The 22,463-nt window shown below is 64.6% G+C and carries 16 protein-coding genes; 8 read left to right on the plus strand and 8 right to left on the minus strand.

The window, feature by feature from the left end; genetic code table 11:
* Nucleotides 1–1,203, plus strand: a complete 1,203-nt coding sequence (nirJ, locus tag VEC01_RS01125) for a heme d1 biosynthesis radical SAM protein NirJ (protein WP_324897902.1) — start codon at nucleotides 1–3, stop codon at nucleotides 1,201–1,203.
* On the plus strand, nucleotides 1,200–2,756 hold the full coding sequence (locus VEC01_RS01130) for a cytochrome D1 domain-containing protein (protein WP_324897904.1): 1,557 nt from the start codon (nucleotides 1,200–1,202) through the stop codon (nucleotides 2,754–2,756). The genes nirJ and VEC01_RS01130 overlap by 4 nt, the downstream gene beginning before the upstream one ends.
* Before the next feature lie 102 nt (nucleotides 2,757–2,858).
* Here the strand turns inward: VEC01_RS01130 and VEC01_RS01135 are convergent, their stop codons facing one another.
* On the minus strand, nucleotides 2,859–6,176 hold the full coding sequence (locus VEC01_RS01135) for a 7TM diverse intracellular signaling domain-containing protein (RefSeq protein ID WP_324897906.1): 3,318 nt from the start codon (nucleotides 6,174–6,176) through the stop codon (nucleotides 2,859–2,861).
* A 166-nt stretch (nucleotides 6,177–6,342) separates the two neighbouring features.
* Between VEC01_RS01135 and VEC01_RS01140 the strand changes: the two genes are divergently transcribed.
* The 4 genes from VEC01_RS01140 to VEC01_RS01155 all read left to right on the plus strand — a co-directional run bounded on the left by VEC01_RS01140 (nucleotide 6,343) and on the right by VEC01_RS01155 (nucleotide 10,692).
* A complete protein-coding gene (locus VEC01_RS01140) occupies nucleotides 6,343–8,109 on the plus strand; it encodes a GMC oxidoreductase (RefSeq protein WP_324897908.1) in 1,767 nt (588 codons plus the stop codon).
* Nucleotides 8,110–8,151: 42 nt separating this feature from the next.
* Nucleotides 8,152–9,897, plus strand: a complete 1,746-nt coding sequence (locus tag VEC01_RS01145) for an alpha/beta fold hydrolase (RefSeq protein ID WP_324897910.1) — start codon at nucleotides 8,152–8,154, stop codon at nucleotides 9,895–9,897.
* A gap of 135 nt (nucleotides 9,898–10,032) precedes the next feature.
* Nucleotides 10,033–10,239, plus strand: coding sequence for a hypothetical protein (locus VEC01_RS01150; RefSeq protein ID WP_324897912.1), 207 nt, complete (start codon nucleotides 10,033–10,035; stop codon nucleotides 10,237–10,239).
* Between the two features lie 21 nt (nucleotides 10,240–10,260).
* On the plus strand, nucleotides 10,261–10,692 hold the full coding sequence (locus VEC01_RS01155) for an OsmC family protein (protein WP_324897914.1): 432 nt from the start codon (nucleotides 10,261–10,263) through the stop codon (nucleotides 10,690–10,692).
* Between the two features lie 44 nt (nucleotides 10,693–10,736).
* On the opposite strand, the gene VEC01_RS01160 is transcribed toward VEC01_RS01155, so the two are convergent.
* The gene (locus VEC01_RS01160; RefSeq protein ID WP_324897915.1) at nucleotides 10,737–11,276 is read right to left on the minus strand and encodes a hypothetical protein; all 540 of its coding nucleotides are present in this window, start codon (nucleotides 11,274–11,276) and stop codon (nucleotides 10,737–10,739) included.
* 312 nt (nucleotides 11,277–11,588) lie between these two features.
* On the opposite strand from VEC01_RS01160, the gene VEC01_RS01165 reads away from it, so the two are divergent.
* Together VEC01_RS01165 and VEC01_RS01170 are read left to right on the plus strand one after the other, a co-directional pair.
* Entirely contained in the window at nucleotides 11,589–12,875 is a 1,287-nt protein-coding gene (locus tag VEC01_RS01165) for an EAL and HDOD domain-containing protein (RefSeq protein ID WP_324897917.1), read from the plus strand.
* Between the two features lie 123 nt (nucleotides 12,876–12,998).
* Nucleotides 12,999–13,208, plus strand: coding sequence for a hypothetical protein (locus VEC01_RS01170; RefSeq protein WP_324897919.1), 210 nt, complete (start codon nucleotides 12,999–13,001; stop codon nucleotides 13,206–13,208).
* A 4-nt stretch (nucleotides 13,209–13,212) separates the two neighbouring features.
* Here VEC01_RS01170 and VEC01_RS01175 read toward each other — a convergent pair whose 3' ends face one another.
* The 6 genes from VEC01_RS01175 to VEC01_RS01200 all read right to left on the minus strand — a co-directional run.
* A complete protein-coding gene (locus VEC01_RS01175; protein ID WP_324897920.1) occupies nucleotides 13,213–13,773 on the minus strand; it encodes a DNA-3-methyladenine glycosylase in 561 nt (186 codons plus the stop codon).
* Between the two features lie 2 nt (nucleotides 13,774–13,775).
* Nucleotides 13,776–17,087 (minus strand): acetyl-CoA carboxylase family protein, encoded by a 3,312-nt coding sequence (locus VEC01_RS01180; protein WP_324897921.1) that lies wholly within the window; start codon nucleotides 17,085–17,087, stop codon nucleotides 13,776–13,778.
* A gap of 199 nt (nucleotides 17,088–17,286) precedes the next feature.
* Nucleotides 17,287–18,615: a hemolysin family protein gene (locus VEC01_RS01185; RefSeq protein ID WP_324897923.1), complete on the minus strand. Its 1,329-nt coding sequence runs from the start codon at nucleotides 18,613–18,615 to the stop codon at nucleotides 17,287–17,289.
* 514 nt (nucleotides 18,616–19,129) lie between these two features.
* The gene (locus VEC01_RS01190; protein ID WP_324897925.1) at nucleotides 19,130–20,260 is read right to left on the minus strand and encodes an acyl-CoA dehydrogenase family protein; all 1,131 of its coding nucleotides are present in this window, start codon (nucleotides 20,258–20,260) and stop codon (nucleotides 19,130–19,132) included.
* A gap of 9 nt (nucleotides 20,261–20,269) precedes the next feature.
* Complete coding sequence (locus VEC01_RS01195; protein ID WP_324897926.1) at nucleotides 20,270–21,478, minus strand: acyl-CoA dehydrogenase family protein; 1,209 nt, start codon at nucleotides 21,476–21,478, stop codon at nucleotides 20,270–20,272.
* A gap of 576 nt (nucleotides 21,479–22,054) precedes the next feature.
* Nucleotides 22,055–22,463: acyl-CoA dehydrogenase family protein (locus VEC01_RS01200; protein ID WP_324897928.1), on the minus strand; the 409-nt coding region annotated here is incomplete at its 5' end.

Genomic DNA, 22,463 nt, shown 5'->3' on the forward strand with positions numbered 1-22,463 from the left:
ATGTTTCGCATCAGCCAATACATGCGCGAAATCGCCGAGCCGACGCCGCTCGGCCCGAAACGCAATCCGCCCGGCCCGGTGGTCATCTGGAACCTGATCCGGCGCTGCAACCTGACCTGCAAGCATTGCTATTCGCTGTCCGCCGACACTGACTACGCAGGCGAGCTGTCCACTGGGGAAGTGTTCACGGTGATGGACGACCTGCGCAGCTTCCGCGTGCCGGTGCTGATCCTGTCCGGCGGCGAGCCACTGCTGCGTCCGGACATTTACGAAGTCGCCAGGCATGCGAAGCAGATGGGCTTCTATGTCGGCCTTTCGACCAACGGCACGCTGGTCGATCGCGGCAACATCGACAGCATCGCGGAAGTCGGCTTCGATTACGTCGGCATCAGCCTCGACGGCATCAAGGGCACGCACGACACTTTCCGCCGCAAGGAAGGCGCATTCGACGCATCGCTGGAGGGCGTGCGTCTGTGCCGCGATGCCGGCATCAAGGTCGGCGTGCGCTTCACGCTCACGCAAGGCAATGCGCACGATCTGCCGGCGCTGCTGAAGCTGGTCGATGACGAAGGCATCCACAAGTTCTACCTGTCGCACCTGAACTATGCGGGACGCGGCAACACCAACCGTGCGCGCGACGCTTTCCTCGAAACCACGCGCAATGCGATGGACCTGCTGTTCGACACCTGCTGGGCCGACCTGCAGCGCGGCGCCGAAAAGGAATTCGTGACCGGCAACAACGATGCGGACGGCGTCTACCTGCTGCACTGGGTACGCAAGCACATGCCGGAACGGGAAGCCCACCTGCGCGCGAAGCTGGCGCAATGGGGCGGGAACTCTTCCGGCGTCAACGTGGCCAATATCGACAACCTCGGCAACGTGCACCCGGACACGATGTGGTGGAACCACACGCTGGGCAATGTGCGCCAGAGGAAGTTTTCCGAGATATGGACGGATACGTCCGATCCGCTGATGGCCGGCCTGAAGGCCAGTCCGCGCAGTATCAAGGGACGTTGCGGCGAGTGCGGCTATTTCGATGTCTGCGGCGGCAACACCCGGGTACGCGCGATGCAGCTCACCGGCGATCCCTGGCAGGAAGACCCGGCCTGCTACCTGAGCGATGACGAGATCGGCGTGGCGGGCGGGCGCGAGCGGCTGCAGCTCAAACCCTATTTCAAGATTCGCACTGCGGAGGCATCATGAACTGGCGTATCGTCCTTACCGCCGCGGCGGCGCTGCTGGCGCTGCGTTACGGCTCGGCATGGAGCGCACCCGACGCGGGCGCGCTGTACCAGGCGCATTGCGCCTCCTGCCACGGCGCGGACAGGCTGGGCGGCACCGGCCCGGCGCTGTTGCCGGACAACCTGGCGCGGCTGCGCAAGCCGGCGGCGGTCAGCACCATCGCAGACGGTCGCATCGCGACCCAGATGCCGGCCTTCAAGGACAAGCTCAACGGCGACGAGATCAAGGCGCTGGCCGAACTGATCTACACGCCGCTGGCGGCCATGCCGTCCTGGGGCATGCCGGAGATCCGCGCGTCGCGTATCGAGCACCGCATGGCCGCCAGCCTCGGCGACAAGCCGGTGTTCAAGGCCGACCCGCTGAACCTGTTCGTGGTGGTGGAGCTGGGCGACCACCATGCGACCATCCTCGACGGCGACAAGCTCGAACCGATCACCCGGTTCCCGACGCGCTATGCGCTGCATGGCGGGCCGAAGTTCTCGCCGGACGGCCGCTTCGTCTACTTCGCGTCGCGCGACGGCTGGATCGCGAAGTACGATATCTGGAATCTCACGCTGGTGGCCGAGATCCGCGCCGGCATCAATACCCGCAATCTCGCGGTATCTTCCGACGGCCGTTTCGTGATGGTCGCCAACTACCTGCCGCACACACTGGTCGCGCTCGATGCGCGCGACCTGCAACCGGTCAAGGTGATCGACGTCAAGGACGGCGAAGGCAAGAGCTCGCGCGTGTCGGCGGTGTACGACGCGGCGCCGCGCAAGAGCTTCGTCGCGGCGCTGAAGGACATTCCCGAGGTGTGGGAACTTACCTATGACGACAAGGCCGAGCCGGTCTACAACGGGATGGTGCACGACTACAAGATGGGCGAGGGCGTGGCGGTCTCCGGACCTTTCCCGCCACGCCGCATTATTCTCGACGATTATCTCGACGATTTCTTCTTCGACGCCCGCTACGATCACCTGATCGGCTCCTCGCGCGAAGGCAAGGGGCAGGTGGTCAACCTGAACATCCGCCGCAAGATCACCAACATCGACCTGCCGGGCATGCCGCACCTCGGCTCGGGGATCACCTGGGAACTCGACGGCCGGCCGGTCATGGCCTCGCCCAACCTGAAGGAAGGGCTGGTCACGGTGATCGACATGAAGACCTGGAAGACCGTGAAGCAGGTGCCCACGCTCGGCCCCGGTTTCTTCATGCGCAGCCACGAGAACGTGCGCCACGCCTGGGTCGATGTGTTCAACGGCAGCAAGGACCGGGACGTGATCCAGATCCTCGACAAGAACACGCTGGAAGTGGTCGCGCAGCTGCGGCCGAGTCCGGGCAAGGTCGCCGCGCACACCGAGTTCAGCCGCGACGGCAAGTATGCGCTGGTGAGCGTCTGGGAAGACCCGGGCGAGCTGGTGGTCTACGACGCGCAGACGCTGAAGGAAGTCAAGCGCCTGCCGATGCGCAAGCCCTCCGGCAAGTACAACGTCCACAACAAGATCACGCGCTCTGCGGGAACCAGCCACTGATCCGTTAACCCGCATTCGTGGACCCTTGGCCAACGGCAGGCGCGACAAGCGCCTGCCGTTATGCCTTTCATCACTTCCGGTCCGTCGCGCGCCCGGGAACCCTCACGCGGCTTTTCCCTCCGCCAGCGCGCTTGTCACCGCCTGCAGCGTCTGCTCCACCAGTCGCGCGAAGGACGCAAGCTGTTCCGGGTGCTGCTGCTGCTCGCCGAGCGTCTTTTCCAGCAGCGCCGCGGATTCCGCCAACGCCTTCGCGCCGACGTTGCCAGCCATACCGCGAATGCTGTGCACCGCCGATTTCGTACCCGCCTGGTCCGACAGCGCGATCGCGCTGTTGAACTGGTCGAGCGCCGCCGCCAGGCTCGGCACCAGGATCTCCAGCACGTGGTGGTAGAGCGTGACGTCGCCCGACATGCGTTCCATCGCGTCGTCCGTATCGAAGCCGGGGATGGCGAGGGGCGTCTCCGATGCGGATCGAACCGCCGGCGGGGCGGATTGCGGCGCATCCGTGCTGCTGCCCGGCGGCAGCCAGCGGCACAGCGTCTGGTAGAAGTGTTCCGGATGGATCGGCTTGCTGATGTGGTCTTGCATGCCGCTCTTGGCGCATGCCTCGCGCTCGTCCGCCGTCGCATGGGCGGTCATTGCGATGATCGGCAACTCGGCGAAACGCTCGTCCATCCGGATCCGGCGCGCTGCCGCGTGGCCGCCCATTTCCGGCATCTGGATATCCATCAGCACCAGCTGGTACGCATGCGGTCCGCCCGCCAGCAGTTTCTCCACCGCGATCCTGCCGTTGCCCGCGATATCCACCTGCAGCCCGGCGGCTGCGAGCATTTCGCGTGCGATCTGCTGGTTGACGTCGTTGTCCTCCACCAGCAGCACCCGGCAGCCGTCGAAGTGCGGCAGCTGCCTTGCTGCAGGCATGACGCGCGGCGCCTCCGCCTGCTGCGACAGCGCGTTGACGAAGGCATCGTGCAGCAGCGACTGGTCGACCGGCTTGAACAGGACCGAAGCGACCGGCGCCTGCCCGGCCAGGCGCAGCGCGTCCTCGCGGCCGAATGCGGTGACCAGGATCACCTTCGGCGGGCAGGCCAGGCCGGCATCGCGGATCGCGCAGGCCAGCTCGGTACCGTTCATTTCCGGCATCCCGAGATCAGCCAGCACCAGGTCGTACGGCGTGGCGGCAGCGCGGATCGCGTTCATCGCTTCCGCGCCGCCGGCGGCCGCGTTCACCGGCAGGCCGAAGCTTTCCACCATGCCGACCAGGATTTCACGCGCCGCCGGATTGTCGTCGACCACCAGCACGCGGCATCCGCGCAGGCGCTCCGGCAGAGGAGGCAGCGCCGCCGCCTGCGCGCCGAAGCCGAAGCGCAGGCCAAAACCGAAGGTCGTGCCCTGCCCGGGGACGCTGCACAGGGTCATGCTGCCGCCCATCATTTCCACCAGCCGCCGACTGATCGCCAGGCCCAGTCCGCTGCCGCCGTACTTGCGGGTGGTCGAATCGTCGGCCTGGCTGAATGCCTGGAACAGCCGCGTCTGCTGTTCCGGCGTCATGCCGATGCCGGTGTCTTCCACCTCGAAGCGAAGTTGCACGCCGCCGGCGTCGCGTGCGGCGACGGCGCAGCGCAACTCCACCTTGCCCTGCGGCGTGAACTTGATCGCATTGCTGACGAGATTGATCAGCACCTGCCCCAGGCGCAGCGGATCGCCGCGCAATTGCACCGGCACATCGTCGTCGATGCCGAACTCGAAACGCAGTCCCTTTTCCGTTGCGCGCTGGCTGGTCACGGCGCTGACGTTGGACAGCACATCGTGCAGCGAGAAGTCGGTTGTTTCAATCGTCAGCTTGCCGGCCTCGATCTTGGAAAAGTCGAGGACATCGTCGATGATTCCCAGCAGCGAGACCGCGGCGCGGTGGATTTTCTCCACATAGTCGCGCTGCTTGCCGCTCAGGTCGGTGCGCAGCGCGAGGTAAGCCATGCCGATCACCGCATTCATCGGCGTGCGGATTTCATGGCTCATATTGGCCAGGAAGGCCGACTTCATGCGGGACGCTTCTTCGGCGACTTCCTTGGCCTGCTCCAGCGCGCGCTCGTGCTCCAGCAGCTCCTGGTTGATGCGCACCAGTTCCACAGTGCGCTCTTCCACCCGCTGTTCGAGCATGCGTTCGGAGCGCTTCAGGCTGTCGACCAGCTGCTGCTGCGCGACTTCCTTGTCCCGCTTCATCTGGTTGAAGCGGTCGGCCAGCGCCAGCGACAGCAGCAGCATTTCCAGCGCCGAGCCGATCTGCATGCCGTACACGGTGAGGAAATTCGGGATGCCCTTGACGCCGTAGCTGCGCAGCGCGGTGAGCACGGCGGTCAGCACCAGGCAACTGAAGGCGAGCAGGAAGAAGCGCGCGCTGCGCTGGCCGCGCAGCTTGCACGCGATGCCCACGACCAGCGCCATCACCATGCTGCTCGCATCGAGCGTGATGCCGATGGTGATCATCTTGTGATAGGGCAGGAGCCAGAAGCCGAGCATCTGCAGCAGGTTGAGCGCGATCATGATGCGCATCAGCTGGTCGAGCATCGGCACCAGGGTGGCGGTGCCGAGCAGGCGGCGCTGGAACAGCATCAGCGTGGTACCCGTCAATGCGAAGCCTATCATCGAGGAAATCATCGACCAGCCCGGCGATTGCGGCCACAGGAACTGGAAGCCGAGGCCGCTGAAGGCGACGATCGACAGCGCATTGGCGGCGACGAACATCACATAGTAGAGATAGGTCCGGTCACGCATCGACGCGTACAGCAGGAAGTTGTACAGCCCGAGCGCGAGCAGCATGCCGAAATACAGCGCCTGACCGATGTATTCATGCAGGCTGCGCTGGTTGAAGGACTCCGGCTCCCACAGCTTGGTCGGGATGTCGAGCGAGGTGTCGGACGCCACGCGCAGGTAGTAGGTGTTCTCGCTGCCGGCCGCCAGATGCAGCGGAAAGACGAAGTTGCGGTGGTTGAGCGGGCGGTTTGCGAAGGGCAGCGCGTGCCCGGTCTCGATGTGCCGGAAGCTGCCGCCGTCGCGCACGAAGAAATCGAGATGATGCAGGTGGGTGAACGGCACTTCGAGCAGGCGCTCGATATCGCGCGTGGAGCGATTGACGATCGTGATGCGCAGCCAGATCACCGAACGGCGCAGCCCGAAGTTGAGCGAGTCGGTCGTCACCTTCGGCTGCTCGAAGCGCGCCGCCAGCGCCGGACTGGTCACATCGCCGATGCTCCACCTGCGCTCGGCATCTTCCAGCACCGACCAGTACGGCGTGAGGTTGAGCGGCCTGGGATCCGGCCTGCCGTCCAGCTCGAGTTCCGCGCCCTGCGCCAGCGCAGCCGCCAGCAACAGCAGTCCCATTACGCCCCAGCGGCGTATCGCACGTAATACAGACGACATTCCGGCACCTGCAAAAGTTCCATATTGGAAACACAAGCATCCTAACAGCATCTACCTCGCGAGTCAGTCGGCAGGCATTGGCTGCCGTGGTTTTTGTTCCAAAAAATATACATTTCTTGTCATACATCAAATATGATCAGTCTACGATCTGCTACGGGAGGGCAAGATGGACAGCAGGCTGCAACATGCGGTGGTAATCATCGGCAGCGGCTTCGGCGGCGCGGTCATGGCGGCACGGCTGTCGAAGCGCTGGCCGGGCAGCGTATTGCTGCTCGAGCGCGGCCGGGAATATCCGCTCGGCGCCTATCCCCGCAGCCCGTCGGACATGGCGGACAATGTCTGGTGCCCGGACGGCGACGCGGCGCGGCGGCCGCGCGCAGTGCGCAGGCGCAAGGCCGAACGCGGCCACCTGACCGGCATGTTCGACATACGGCATTTCGACAAGATCGATACCGTCACATCGGCAGCGTATGGCGGCGGCTCGCAGATCTACGCGAACGTGTTCCTGCGCCCGCCGGAAGCGGTATTCGAACAGGGTTGGCCGGCCGGATTACGGCGCGCCATGCTTGCCCCGTATTACGATGTCGCGCAGCAGGTCCTCGGCGCGCGCCCGGTTCCGCCGGCATCCGGGCCGCAAGACCGGCGCTACATCAAGCGTACCGTGCAGTTCCAGGCCTTCGCGAAACAGGCGAAGCTGCCGACAAAACTGGCCGACATCTGCGTCTTCTTCGGCAACGATTACAGTTACGGCGGCAGCAAGCCGGCGCCGCTCGGCGTACAGGAACGAAACCGCTACGGCGCGCTGCAGACGTCCTGCACCTATTGCGGCGAATGCGACATCGGCTGCAACGTGCAGGGCAAGAACTCGGTCGACCGCAATTACCTGCATGTCGCGCGCGACCGCTACCGGATGGCGGTACGCACCCAGGCGCTGGCCGAGCGCATCGTGCCGCTCGATGCCGCCGGCGAGGATGATCCGGACGGCGACGGCGAACACGGCTACCGCGTGTATTTCCGCGAGCTGCGCGAGGGCCGCGCGGAAAGCGTGACCGCGCGGCGCGTGGTGCTCTCGGCCGGCACGCTCGGCACCACCGAACTGCTGATGCGCTGCCGCGATGTGCACAAGACGCTGCCGCGGGTATCGGCCCGCCTCGGCCGGCGTTTTTCGGGAAACGGCGACTTCCTCGCTTTCGCGATCGACGGCAGGAAGGAAGTCAATTCGACTTACGGGCCGGTGATCACCCAGTACACCGACCATCTTCTTTACGAAAACCTCGACCGCCGGCAAGCCTTCCTGCTGCAGGATGCGAGCTACCCGACCCAGGTCGGCTGGGCCACCGCCGCGCTGCGTCCGGCGATGAATCCGTTCCAGACGCTGTGGCAGGCCTGCACGCAGGTTCTTGCATATGCATTCGACCGCTACTACCCGGGGCGCAAGAACAGCAGTGTCGGTTACCTGATGCAGAAGCTGTTCTCGCACGACCTGTCGCAGTACAGCGCGGTGCTGCTGTGCATGGGGCTCGATCAGGCGAACGGGGCACTGCGCCTGAACAAGGAAGGCTATCTCGAGATCGACTGGCCACAGGACAGCAACCGTCCGTTGTACGACGCGATCCTGGCGCTCGGCCGGCGCTTTACCGATTTCATCGGCGCCCGGCATTACCTGCCGATGCCCACCTGGCTGTGGCCGCTCAAGAACAATGTCACCGTCCATCCGCTCGGCGGCTGCACGCTGGGCGATTCTCCCGGCGAAGGCGTGGTGAGCGCGCGCGGGGGCAGCCGTGGACAGGTATTCGGCTACCGCGGCCTGTACGTTGCGGACGGCTCGCTGGTGCCGACCGCGCTGGGCGCCAACCCGGTGGCGACGATCGCGGCGCTGTCGGAATGGATCGCGCATGAAATCACCGGCGAGATGCCGGATGCGGCGCTGTAGCGGCGCATCCGGCAGATGAACCGGCAAACCGAGGGAGTGTTCATGTCCAACGACCTGCGCGGCGTGCGCATCGAATTCGCCGAAGTGATGCAAGGCTATGTCAGTGCCGGGGCGACGACCTTTGCCGACGGCTATGCGGACGGCGAACAGGCAGGCAACAGGCTGGCACTGCATGTGAGCGTATCCATTGCCGACCTGCAGGACTTCCTGGATCAATCCGGCCATGCCGGCACGCTCTCCGGCTACGTCGACTGCGCGCTGCTCGGCGGCGCCTGTACTGTGCAGTCCGGCACCTTCCGCCTGATGCCCGACACCGCCGACCGCGACCGCAAGGTGATGTACTACCAGGTCCGGTGCACCGCGCCGTCCGGCGAACGGTTCACTTTCGTTGGCAACAAGCAGGTGCAGCACGGCGCGCCGTTCGACCTGTGGCATGACACGACGACGCTGTTCGTCAATGTGTTCGACGGCCACGTCGATCCGGCGCAGCCGGCGCAGGCGCGCGTGCGCGCGACCGGCATCATCAGCCTTGGCCTGTCCGATTTCATGAAAGTGCTGCGCGGACTGCGCGCGGTCGATGCGCAGGGAAATGCCAGCATCGCCGGGCTGGCGGCTTTCGGGAAATTCTTCGCGGGCAAGCTGTGGGAGGTCTACGGCCCGCACCTGCCGCCGGCGCCGAACCAGGCGCCGCGGCGTTATGCGAAGTTCACCACCGAAGGCGTGCGCGATGCCGCCATCAGCGCGCATCCGTTCCCGACCGCCGACGGCCTCAGGCTCGAGCTCACGCGCTTTTCGCGCGGGACGAGCGACGACGTGATTTTGGTCGTGCACGGCCTGACCAGTTCATCCGACATGTTCATCATGCCGGAACACCAGAACCTGGTGCAGACCCTGCTCGACCAGGGCTTTCCCGACGTGTGGGCCCTGGATTACCGCGGCAGCTGCCGCTTTCCGTACAACCTTGCGCGCAGCCGCTACAACTTCGACGATATCGCGCTGTTCGACCACCCGGCGGCGCTCGCCGAGCTGCGGCGTCACATCGGCCCGCAGCGCCGGGTGCATGTGATCGCCCATTGCATCGGCGCGCTGACAATGGCGATGGGCATGTTCGGCAAGACGGTGCAGCGTATTTCCAGCGCCACCTTCAACAGCGTGGCGCTGACGCCGCATGTGCCGGGATGGTCGGCGCTCAAGCTCGCGCTCGCGCCATGGGCATCCGACTACCTGCTCGGCATCGAATACTACAACCCGGGATGGCGCCGCCAGCCGGGCTGGTCCGCGGGGAAGATGATCGCGATGACCGCCGACCTGCTGCACCGGGAATGCGCATCGCCGGAGTGCCACATGCTCAGCTTCATGTGGGGGACCGGCAAGCCGGCGCTGTTCAACCATGAAAACATGCTGGACGTGACGCACGACCGGCTGGGCGACCTGTTCGGCGGCGTCGACGTGCATTACTACCGGCATGTGCGAAGGATGGTATCTGCCGCTAACACCGCGGTAAAGTTCGAGCCTGGCAACCGGCGCTATGCGGCGCTGCCGGACGATTACTTCGCCGATGCCGCCGCGATGACCACGCCGATGCTGCTCATCCAGGGACAGGACAACCGGGTGTTCGCCGACTCCAACATCCGTTGCCATGAAAGGCTGGAAGAGATCGTCCCAGGCAGGCACCGGCTGCATGTGTTCCCCGGCTACGGCCACCAGGACATCTTCATGGGCAGGAACGCCGCGCTGGACGTGTTCCCGCACCTGATCGCCTTCCTGCGGGAGCATGCGCAGCCTTAGTGGTCACACTGCTACACGCGTTTGACCAGGCGCAAAGTGCAGCCTGTTTCAGGCGCGCTGCGCGGACGCTTTTCACCCGGCCTTGTCTAATTCCTTTATGCCTGACAAGGCATGTCATCGTCGAAAGCTTGTTACATGAAAAATCCCTGGCTCAAGAAAAACCCGCTGCTCAGCATGTGGCTGAGCGGCGCGAACGCAGTGGCTGGCGCCGCGCGCGGCCGCATCACCGCGGAAAGCAAGCGCCAGGCATCGACCATGATGACCAAGGGCATGAAGCAAGCTGCCGCGTTCTGGACCGGCGCCGCGCCCGCGCAGAAGCGCAGGAAGAAGCGCCGCCCGTAAACTTTCATCAGGAGCGACAACATGAAGCGTACCGCTACAGCCGCCTGGAGCGGCGGTCTCAAGGATGGCAACGGAACAATCTCGAGCCAGAGCGGCGTCCTTTCCAATACCCGCTACGGTTTCAAGACGCGGTTCGAGGAAGGTCCCGGCACCAATCCGGAAGAACTGATCGCCGCCGCGCATGCCGGCTGCTTCACGATGGCGTTGTCGGCCCAGCTGGGCGAAGCGGGACTGACCGCAGAGAGCCTGCGCACTGACGCAGCGGTGACGCTGGAACAGGATGCCGGCGGTTTCACGATCACCGCGGTGCACCTGAACCTGTCGGCGAAAGTGCCGGGCGCGAGCAGGGAGGCGTTCGACAAGGCGGTGAACAATGCGAAGGTCGGTTGCCCGGTCTCCAAGTTGCTGAAGGCGGATATCACCGTGACCGCAAAGCTGGAGGGCGAGGGCTGAGGGATTTGCCCTTCCCGCATGGAAGCGGGAAGGGCAGCCAAGCGTCAGCGATAGATCTGCTGACCGTTATGCCGGCGCCACTCCTCTTCGAAATGCGCCGCGTCGTCATCCGAGCGCGTCTTCACCCCCATCAGGATGCCGCCTTCCTTCAAGCCGCTTTCATAGCGCTTGACCCGTTCTTCCGGAACACCCCAGCCGATCAGCGCGCCCAGCAAGCCGCCAGTCGCCGCGCCCGCGCCGGCGCCGGCCGCCGCCGCCGCCAGCGGTCCGGCGATCACCAGCCCGAGGCCGGGCAGCGCGACGCTGGCGCCGGTCGCGGCGATTGCCGCCAGCGCCGCACCGAGCGTGCCGCCGAGCGCGCCGCCAATGCCTGCGCCTTCGGCCGCCTTGTTGCCCAGTTCCGTCGTTGCGTTGCCGGCATCGCCGGCAAAGTGTTTCTGGCGCGTCTCGTCGGACATCACCAGGTTCAGATCGTCATTGCCGTAGCCTCGATCGGAGACCGAGCGGTAGGCCCGTTCGGCGCTGTCACGGTCGTAGAACAGACCGGTCACCATGCCTGAATTCTGTCGGGACGTCGTATTCATCGCATTGCTCCTCTAAAAGTAGGGGCCGGCGGCGCCATCAGGAGCGCCGGCATTGTCGAAAATGCACGTGCACGGGTAGGAACGGCGGTCCCCGCCCAAGTTCCGGCCTGTTCCTTGAGCCACGTATAACTCGTCGATGTTGCGCCGCACAAGTAACCGGTGCTCAAGCTTGCGCATCGACTGTCGATATAAGTGTCAGGAGGGGGCGGGGTGCCGAAAGCACTCGCATCCGGCGCTCCTTCCGCGTATGGTGGTTCTATGCAATAACAGGTATCGCGGTACCTGGTCCGCGACAGGAAGGGCGGAAACAGTATGAGTGTCAGCGTCACGTTCAGCAGCGCACATCGGATCCTGCTCGCCTCGGAATTTTTCATGGCGCGCCGGCCGGTCGTCGACCGCAAACAAAATCTCGTCGCACATGAGCTCCTGTTCTGCAATATCGCCGGCGAGGAATGCCTGCCGGCGCATGACGGCGGCGACGAGCAGCCGGCCTCCGCGTCGGTGATCGCCGATGTCTGCGAGCACGGGATGAGCAGGGTGATTGGCGATCTTGTCGGCATCCTGTATATCGGCGCCGAAGCGCTGATGAGCGACATCTTCCGGTTTCTGCCGCCGCAGAAGGTGGTGCTGGAAATCGAGGATATGCCGGTACTGGAGACGGCGCTGCGGGAGCGCCTCGCGGCGCTGGCGCAGGCCGGCTTCCGCTTCGCGCTGGTCGACAACGGTGCCAACCGTGTCGATTCGCCGCTGCTGCCTTTCGTCGAAGGCGTGCGGCTCGACATCGCAGGCAAGGATGCGGCGCAACTCTCGCGATTTTGCGCCGCATACCGGCCGCTGCAGAAAAAGCTGCTGGCCGAGCGGGTCGATACGATGGACCAGTTCCATGCCTGCTTCGAGCTTGGCTTCGATTTCTTCCAGGGCTATTACTTCACGCAACCGACCCTCCTCGCGGGCAAGAAACTGTCGCCCTCGCAGCTGGCGATTACCGACCTGATGGCGCTGATCGCGTCGGACGCGGACAATTCGGTCATCGAAGAGCACATCAAGCGCGACGTCACGCTCGGCCTGAACCTGCTGCGCCTGGCCAACACGCCTGCGTTCAGCGCGCACCGCATCGACTCGCTGCGCCAGGCGCTCATGGTGCTGGGACGCAACCAGCTTCAGCGCTGGCTGCAGGTGATGCTGTATGCGGATGGCGGCAGCCAGGGAAGCGCGACGATGCCGTTGCTGATGCAGGCCACTACGCGCGGACGCATGATGGAACTGCTCGCGCAAAAACTCAGGCCGGGCAACCGCAGCTACGGCGATACCGGTTTCACGGTCGGCATCATGTCGCTGATGGATACGCTGTTCGGCATGTCGATGGAAGACCTGCTGGGGCAGATTCCGGTGGTGGAAGAAGTCGCCGACGCGCTGCTGCGGCGCGAAGGCTTCTTCGGCAAGCTGCTGTCGCTGGTTGAGTGCGCCGAGTGGCATACCCGCAGCGCGACGCCGCTGACGCAGGCGATGCGGGAATGGCGGCTGTCGCACAACGACTTGTACCTGCTGCAACTGGCGGCGTTCGAATGGAGCGACCAGGTCACGCGCAGCGTGCACTAGCCTCTGTTTGAACGAACTATTTCTAATGGCTGCGTCCTAACGGATGCGAGCCCCCGGCAGGGGATCCATTCCCATTCCCGCAGGACGCACCTTGCATACCCCTGCCACGCCCCGGAGACGGACATGGCACAGGAAAAACCCGATTTGCATCGCACCGGCACGCAAGCCGGGGACAAGACCCGCGCCGCGCAGGACGAGGGGCTGGCGAACCAGAACGTGACCGGGCCGGCGGCGCCGGCAGAGGAAAAGAAACCGGCAGGCCCGGAACCGGCGGGCCTGGTTGACCGCAACATCACGCGTCCTTCGCCGCCGGACGTGGAGCGCGGCCGCTAGGCCCTCATTTCTTCGACACCCAGGGATTGCCTTCGATATAGAAACGCAAGGGCGCCTGCGCCCATTCGCCGGCATAAGCGACGCCGATGCGCGCACGCGCGACGATGGAAAACCGGTCCACCCGCTGCGGCTCGGCAATGTACAGTTCCTCGCTCAGCAAGTCATGCCCGTCCAGCCGGCGGTCGATGCCCATCGCGCGGCACAGCAGGCCCGGTCCCCGGGTGTTGCCCTCGACGCCGGCCAGCGGTTCCACCGCCCGCAGCAGCACCGCGGCGCCCTTGCCCGCCGGCTCGGTCACCACGTTCATGCAGTGATGCATCCCATAGATCAGGTAGACGTACGCATGGCCGGGCGGCCCATACATCACCGCGGTGCGCGGCGTAACGCCTTTCGATGAATGGGAGGCGAGGTCGTGCGCGCCGACATAGGCTTCGACCTCGACGATCCGCGCGCGGCGCTCGCCGCCGCCTTCGACGTGCACAAGCTGCTTGCCCAGCAACTCGCGCGCGACGGTTTCGGTGTCGCGCGCATAGAACGCGCGCGCCAGCTTGACTGGTTTCTTCATCGCTACCAGGTATCGATGCAGGGCCGCTTCTTGCCGTCGCGCGCCGGCGCCGGCGGCGCCGAGCGCAGGCCGCGCAGCACCCACTGGCGCGTCGCCAGCGGGTCGATCACGTCGTCGATCTCGAGGAAGGAGGCCATGTTGATTGCCTTGCCCTGTTCATACGACTGCGCCACCATTTTCTCGAACAGGGCCTTGCGTTCCGCCGGGTCCTGCACCGCTTCCAGCTCCTTGCGGTAGCCGAGACGCACCGCCCCTTCCAGCCCCATCGCGCCGAATTCGCCGCTCGGCCAGGCGACGGTGAAGAACGGGGCATGGAAACTGCCGCCGGCCATTGCCTGCGCGCCCAGCCCGTAACCCTTGCGCAGCACGACGGTGAAGAACGGCACGCTGATGCTGCCGGCGGTGACGAACATGCGCGACACATGGCGCACCATCGCCGTTTTTTCCGCGTCCGGCCCGACCATGAAGCCTGGGGTGTCGCACAGAGACAGGATCGGCAGGTCGAACGCATCGCACAGCTGCATGAAGCGCGCCGCCTTGTCGGCGGCATCGGCGTCGATCGCGCCGCCGAGATGCATAGGGTTGTTCGCGATCAGGCCGAAAGGGCGGCCCTCGATCCGGATCAGCGCGGTGACGATGCCGACGCCGAAGCTGTGCCGCAGTTCCAGCACCGAGTCGCGGTCGGCCAGCGTCTCGATCACTGCGCGGATGTCGTACGAGCGCAGCCGGTTTTCCGGCACCAGCCGCCGCAACGCGCGCTGGTCGGCGCACTCCCATTGCGCCAGCGGCCCCTGGAAGTAGGACAGGTATTGCTTCGCGGCGCGCACCGCTTCTTCTTCATCCCGGACCACGATGTCGATCACGCCGTTGGGTGCCTGCATCGCAACCGGCCCGACTTCTTCCGGCGCATACACGCCCAGCCCGCCGCCCTCGATCATCGCCGGCCCTCCCATGCCGATCGTCGCGTTTTCGGTCGCGATGATCACGTCGCAGCAGCCGAGGAAGGCAGCATTGCCGGCGAAGCAGCGGCCGGACACAATGCCCACGCGCGGCACCAGGCCGCTCAGCTTCGCGAAGTTGATGAAGGACATCACATCGAGGCCGGCGACCACCAGCGCATCGGTATCGCCCGGCCGGCCGCCGCCGCCCTCGGCAAACAGGACCACCGGCAGCTTCCACTGCTCGGCGAGCTGGAACATGCGGTCGGTCTTCTTGTGGTTCATCATGCCCTGGGTGCCGGCGAACACCGTGTAGTCGTACGCCAGCACCATGCAGCGCGACCTGCTGTCGTCGAACAGCGCGCCGTTGACGCTGCCGATGCCGGCCACCAGGCCGTCCGCCGGGCTGGTGCGGATCAGTTCTTCCAGCGGACGGCGGCGGCGCTGCGCGGCGATCGCCAGCGCGCCGTATTCGATGAAGCCGGCTTCGTCGCACAGGTCGGCGACGTTCTCGCGGGCGGTGCGCTGCCCGCTCTTGCGGCGCCGCGCGACCGCATCCGGCCGGGCCGCATCGAGGCCGGCCGCACGGCGCTGCTGCACTTCGGCCAGGTCGGCGCGGATCGCATCGGGATCGCCGTCGTCCTGCCGTTGCGCCTGCTCCGCGTCGACCTCCGCCGGTTCGATATAGACGAGCGGATAGCCGCGGAACACGACTTCGCCCCTGGTCGCATTTACCTTGCATACGATGCCGGCCCGCGCCGCCTTGACCACATGCTCCATCTTCATCGCCTCGATCACCGCGACCTGCGCCCCGGCCCGCACCACGTCGCCTTCGATCACGTCGATCGCGACCACCGATCCCTGCATCGGCGCTTCGAGCGGTACCGCGCCTTCCGGTGCGGGGTGGCGGGGATCGATGTCGGGCGCCGGCTGCCTGCCGGGGACGGACCGGACATAGAGTTTCTGGTGCGCGCCGTCCTCGGGCTCGATCAGCGCCCGGATGTGTTCCTCGACGAAGCGCGTATGCACGCGGTTGGCGACGACGTCGGGCCGGGTGAGCAGATTCTGCAGCATGCCGATGTTGGTATCGATCCCTTCCACACGGAATTCGCACAGTGCGCGATAGGCGCGCACCAGCAGGTCCGGATAGTGGCCGGACGGGGTCGATGCGATCAGCTTGGCGAGCAGCGAATCGAAATTCGGGTTGGTGGTATAGCCGGCATAGCCGCAGGTATCGACCCGGATGCCGGGCCCGGACGGCGGCTCGAACACTGCCAGGGTGCCGCCCGCCGGTTGGGTATTGCCCTGCGTATCCATGGTTTCCATGTTGATCCGCAGTTGCACCGCAAAGCCGCGCGGCATCGGGATTTCATGCTGGGTGAGGCCGGCCTGCGCCAGCGTGCAGCCGGTGGCCAGCTGCAGCTGCGCCTTGACGAGGTCGATGCCGGTCACTTCCTCGGTGACGGTATGTTCGACCTGCAGGCGCGGATTGGCTTCCATGAAGTAGAACGGCGCGCGGTCGCTGTGGTTGCCGGCATCGACCAGGAATTCGAAGGTGCCGAGGCTGCGGTAGCGCACCGACCGCGCCAGCTGCACCGCTGCCGCGATGATGCGTTCCCGCAGCGCATGCGGCAGGGTCGGGCTGGGCGCGATCTCGACCAGTTTCTGGTTGCGCCGCTGCAGCGTGCATTCGCGTTCCCACAGGTGGACCACATCGCCGCTGCCGTCGCCGATCACCTGCACCTCGACATGGCGCGCCTTCGGCAGCAGCTGCTCCACATACACATCGGCGCAGCCGAACGCGGCCCGCGCTTCCGATTGGCAGCGGGCATACGCGTCCGCCAGCTGCGCCTCGTCGCGCACCTCGCGGATGCCGCGGCCGCCGCCGCCGGCAATTGCCTTGATCATCATTGCGCTGCCGGACGGCAGCGCCGCCAGGAAGGCGCGCGCTTCTTCAAGCGTGGTCGGATGGGAGGTGCCGGCAATGACCGGTACGCCATTTTTTTCGGCAAGCATGCGCGCCTGCACCTTGTCGCCGAACAGCTGCAGCACCTCCGGCTGCGGGCCGGCGAACAGGATGCCTTGTTCGGCGCAGTGCGCGGCGAAGGATGCATTCTCGCTGAGGAAGCCGTAGCCGGGATGGATCGCGTCGCAGCCGGATGCCTTTGCTGCCGTAACGATTTGCGCAATGTCCAGGTAGGCTGCCGCACCCTTGCCGCGCAGCGGAATGCTTTCGTCGGTGCGCCGCACATGCAGCGAGGCGGCATCGTCCTCCGAGTAGACCGCAACGGTGCGGATGCCGAGTTCGGCGGCGGCGCGGGCGATGCGGATCGCGATTTCGCCGCGGTTGGCGATCAGCAGGCGGGAGATGCCCATCAAGGTTCCTTGTCTCGTTATGATTTGTTATCGGCGAACGGTTTTTTTGAACGTCCGTGCGATTATACGATTTCGGGATTTCGCACGGCTACATGGCCTCGCGGCCGGCATGTACAGCGACGGCGCAATGAACAAGGCGGGCAAGCAAACCGGGGCAGTCCGAAAGCCTTGCCTGCTTTGGTCCTGCCCCGGAAAACGACTATTCGGTCACCGTTGCCGGTTCGGCGGGTGTTACTGTCTTTGAAACCAGCAACCGGTCAATTCTATGCCGGTCCATATCCACCACCTCGAACCGGTATCCGCTCCACTCGAAATGCTCGGAGACATCCGGGATATGGCCAAGCTGGGTAAGTACAAAACCTGCCAGGGTATGGTACGCCCCTGCGGCTTCTTCCGGGAAAGCGAGATTGGTGTCAAACAGGTCGCGGAAGCGGTCAAGGGAGACGCCGCCATCGATGAGCCATGATCCGTCTTCGCGCTGCACCGCGTCGGCGTCATGCGCTTCATCGTCCACCATCGATACATCGCCTACCAGCGCACCCATCACGTCGCTCAACGTGACCATGCCTTCAATCTCCCCGTATTCGTCAACGACGAGGGCCAGCTCCGCGCGGTTTTTCTTTAACGTCTCCAGCAGATCCATGGCACTAACGGACTCCGGTACGTAAAGGGCCGGCTTTACCGCCTTTTCAATGTCGAGGCTGGAAACGGACTGCCTGCGGATCGCTTGTTCGAAGAGGTCGCCGGTGTGAACAATGCCGATAATATTGGAACGGTCGCCGCGACAGACAGGCAACCGGCTGAACGGGCTGTCGGCGATCTTCGCCAAGGTCTGCTCAAGGGAATCGGACAAGTCGATGAATTCCAGATCCGTGCGCGGCGTCATCAGGGCGCCCAAACGCTGGTCGTCCAGGCGCAGCGCGCGGGTGACAATGTCATGCTCGGTGCGCTCGAACACGCCTGCGTTCGTTCCTTCCCGGATCATGCCGGTGATTTCCTCTTCCGTCACCGATGTGTCCTTCGGCTGATGCAAGCCGAGCAGGCGCATGATGGCTTCGGTCGTGACCGTCAGGATCTTGACGAAGGGCGACACGACGCGCGACAGCCACTGCATCGGCGCGGCGATCATGGTCGCCACCGTCTCGGGATACTGCATCGCAATCCGCTTCGGCACCAGCTCGCCGAGAACGATGGAGGCGAAGGTAATTCCGATCACCACGATGCCCAGGGCAAACTCTCTGGCGAATTCGGCGAGCGCCGGAACAGTCTCGATTTCCGGCGCCAGACGGGCAACCAGGGAAGCTTCGCCGAAAGCGCCGTTAAAGATGCCGATCAGCGTGATGCCGACTTGTACCGTGGAGAAAAACCGGCTCGGGTGATCCGCAAGTTGAAGTGCCGCTCGTGCGCCACGGCTGCCATTGTCGGAAAGATTCTGCAGCCGGATGCGCTTGGACGAAACGACAGCCAGCTCGGACATGGCGAATACGCCATTGAGGAGAATGAGTCCAAGGATAATAAATATATCCACTGTTGCAGGACGGCGCGGTTTTCCCGCCGGTCCCTGTTGTTAGGGGACCGATATTGTACTCCGGGCGACAGATGTCAAAGCTGGCATCAAACAAGCGGGATCCTGATGACGGAACCGTGATATCGGTCATGCTAAGTCGAGAAAGCCAGCCCCGCGCTGCCCAGGCCGGTGAGAAGTGACAACACAAGCAGTAGCCTGCTGTCACGATGATTTTCCGTTGCGTATTCGCGCCACGATGCCCAAAGAAAACAGAGGGCCAGAATCCCAATGATAATGGTGTAATCGATCATGCAACAGAGCCCGGTTGTGAGTAAAGGCAAGATCGTATTGCACGGACCTGTTCTTCATAAGCAGCCGTAAGCTGAGCGATTGCTCGAAAAAACTGAGGGAAATGTGCAGGATGCTATGTGCTCTCGCTGGAATCCACCAAACCATCGCCTGATCAAATAACGCCATTCGGTCGCAATTTCACAGTGCCGGCGGCGGCTGCTTTTGCAGCCCGCCCACCCGGGCCCTATGCCAGTTGCGCCGCGTATGCCTCCAGGTGCTGGTCGGTGCCGCCGAACTGCATCTCGATCGCCATCAGGCGCTTGAAGTAATGGCTGACGTCCAGCTCATCGGTGACGCCCATGCCGCCATGCAGCTGCACCGCCTGCTGGCCGACGAAGCGGCAGGCCTGCCCGACCACCACCTTGGCGGCCGATAGCGCCTTTGCGCGCGCCAGTGGGTCCGGATCCTCGCAGCGGACCGCCGCAAGATAGCTCATCGAGCGCGCCTGCTCGATATGCAGCACCATGTCCGCCATGCGGTGCTGCAGCGCCTGGAACTTGCCGATCGGCTGGCCGAACTGCTTGCGGCTGCGCGCATATTCCACGGTCGCCGCGAGCAGCTTGTCGAGCGCGCCGACGGCCTCCGCGCAGACGGCCGCGATGCCGAAGTCCAGCACCGCGCCAATCGCGTCGTCCGCCTCCGCCGACAGCAGCGCATCGGCGGGCAGGAACACCTGGTCGAAGCGGATTTCGCTGGCGGGAAGGCCGTCCACCGTGCGGAACGGCACCTGGCGCACGCCGGCGTTCCCGGAAGGTACCGCAAACACCGCCATCGGCCCGGCCTGTCCCGGCTGCGCCAGGCGCGCGGTCACGATCAATACCTCCGCGGACGGGCCGTGCAGCACCACGCTCTTGTGGCCGGTAATCACATAGCCGCTGCCCACCGGCCATGCGCGCGTGTCGATTGCCATGCGCTCGAAGCGGGATGCAGGTTCGTCATGCGCGAAGGCGGCGATTTTTTCACCCGCGGCGAGGGCCGGCAGCAGTGCAGCGCGCTGCGCATCGTTGCCCATCAGCGCGACCGCTTTGGTTGCCAGCACGGCGCTGCCCAGGTAGGGTTCCAGCAGCAGGCCTTCGCCGATCGCGTTCATCACCAGCATGGTATCGACCGCGCTGCCGCCCATGCCGCCCTCGGCCTCCGGCACGTTGATCGCCAGCAGGCCGATGTCGGCCAGCGTGTCCCAGGCGTCGCGGCTGAAGCCTTCCGGCGCTTCCTGCCTGATCTTCTGGCGCTTTTCGAAACCGTAATCCTTCGCCACGAAACGACGGGTGGTGTCCAGCAGCATCTGCTGTTCTTCGGTAAAGCTGAAATCCATCGTTTCCTCCTACAGCCCCAGGATCATCTGGGAAATAATGTTCTTTTGAATTTCATTCGAGCCGCCGTAGATCGACAGCTTGCGCATGTTCAGGTACTGCGCTGCCAGCGGCACCGCGTAAAACGGGCCGACCGCGTCGCCCTGCCAGCCCGCCGCCATCGCTTCACGCCGCAGCTGCAGCGCGTACGGGCCCACGGCCTGCACCAGCAGCTCGGTGATCGCCTGCTGGATCTCGGTGCCCTTGATCTTGAGGATGGATGCTTCCGGTCCCGGCGCGCGCATCGCCGCCTCGGCGGCGAGCACACGCAGGTTGGTGATTTCCAGTGCGGTCAGGTCGATTTCCACCTGCGCGATGCGGGCGGCGAACAGCGGGTCGCGGATCAGCGGGCGGCCGTTCTTCGTCTCCAGCGAGGCAATGCGCTTCAGCCGCGCCAGTTCGCGCTTGGCGATGCCGATGCCGGCGATGTTGGTGCGCTCGTGGCCGAGCAGGAATTTCGCATAAGTCCAGCCGGCGTTTTCTTCGCCGACCAGGTTTTCGGCCGGCACCCGCACATCCTCGAACCACACTTCATTGACTTCATGCGCGCCGTCCATGGTGATGATCGGGCGCACCGAGATGCCGGGCGTCTTCATGTCGATCAGCAGGAAGGAGATGCCGCGCTGCGGCTTGGCTTCGGGATCGGTGCGCACCAGGCAGAAGATCCAGTCCGCATACTGGCCCTGCGTGGTCCAGGTCTTCTGGCCGTTGACGACGTAATGGTCGCCTGCGCTGCTTTTTACCAATTCGGCGCGCGTCTTCAGCGACGCGAGGTCGGAGCCGGCGCCCGGCTCGGAATAACCCTGGCACCACCATTCGTCGGCGGCCAGGATCTTCGGCAGGAAGCGCTCCTGCTGCGCGGGCGAGCCAAATTGCATGATGACTGGCGCGACCATTTTCAGGCCGAAGGGAATGGTGCGCGGGGCGCCGGCGGCCGCGCATTCTTCTTCGAAGATGTATTGCTGCACGGTGTTCCAGCCGGTGCCGCCGAATTCCTTTTTCCATGCCGGGGCGGCCCAGCCCTTGCGGTGCAGGATTTTCTGCCAGCGGACGTAGTCGTCGCGGTCGAGGATCAGGCCATTCAGCACTTTGTGCTGGATGTCGGGGGGGAGGGAGGTGGCGACGAAGTCACGCACTTCCTTTCGGAAGGCGTTTTCTTCCGGGGTGAAGTTCAGGTTCATTTTTTTCCTCTGTTTGTTCCGCGGCTGTGGTTTGTTTATCGCCGTCATTCCCGCGTAGGCGGGAGGCCGCCTCACGGGAAACCATAGGACGTTTCCGACTGCTCTCCGGTGATTCAATGCTGCAACATCTCTGTGGGAACTTGCCGGGACTGGCCCCGGCGGCCACTTACTTTCTTTGCTTCGCCGAAGAAAGTAAGCAAAGAAAGGGGGCCGCCGAGGTGCGACCGCAAAGCTGCTGCCCCCGCGGGGTTCCCGAAAAAACGAGAGGCAAGGCGGGAAGCGAAATAACTCGCCCTCGCTGCACTCGGTGCTCAGACAAATTTCGCTTCTTTTTCCGCCTTGCCTCTCATTTTTTCGGCATCATCAAAGCGGATGAAAAGCAAAACCTCTCCTCACCCTGACCCGTCCACCTCGCAGCTTGCAAGCTGCTCCGATAAGCGCGGCGCAAAGCATGCTTTGCGAAACCCCGCGCTTATCCCCTCGTGCTGAGGGAAACTGTTAGTTGTAGCAGTACGTAGGGTGGATGGGGCCGCCAAGGTAGAGCGCAGCGAAACCCACCATGCGCACCACCGACGCCTAAAACGCCGCAATCCCCGTCTGCTCCCGCCCGAGGATCAGCGCATGGATGTCGTGCGTGCCCTCGTAGGTATTCACCACTTCGAGGTTCACCATGTGGCGGATCACGCCGAACTCGTCGGAAATCCCGTTCCCGCCCAGCATGTCGCGCGCCATGCGCGCCACGTCCAGCGCCTTGCCGCAGGAATTGCGCTTCATGATCGAGGTCACCGCCACGGCCGCCGTGCCTTCATCCTTCATCCGGCCCAGCCGCAGGCAGCCCTGCAGTCCGAGCGTGATCTCGGTCTGCATGTCGGCCAGCTTCTTTTGCACCAGCTGGTTCGCCGCCAGCGGCCGGCCGAACTGCTTGCGGTCCAGCACATACTGGCGCGCGATATGCCAGCACGATTCGGCCGCGCCCAGCGCGCCC

Source organism: Noviherbaspirillum sp. (genome assembly GCF_035627455.1).
GTDB lineage: Bacteria > Pseudomonadota > Gammaproteobacteria > Burkholderiales > Burkholderiaceae_D > Noviherbaspirillum.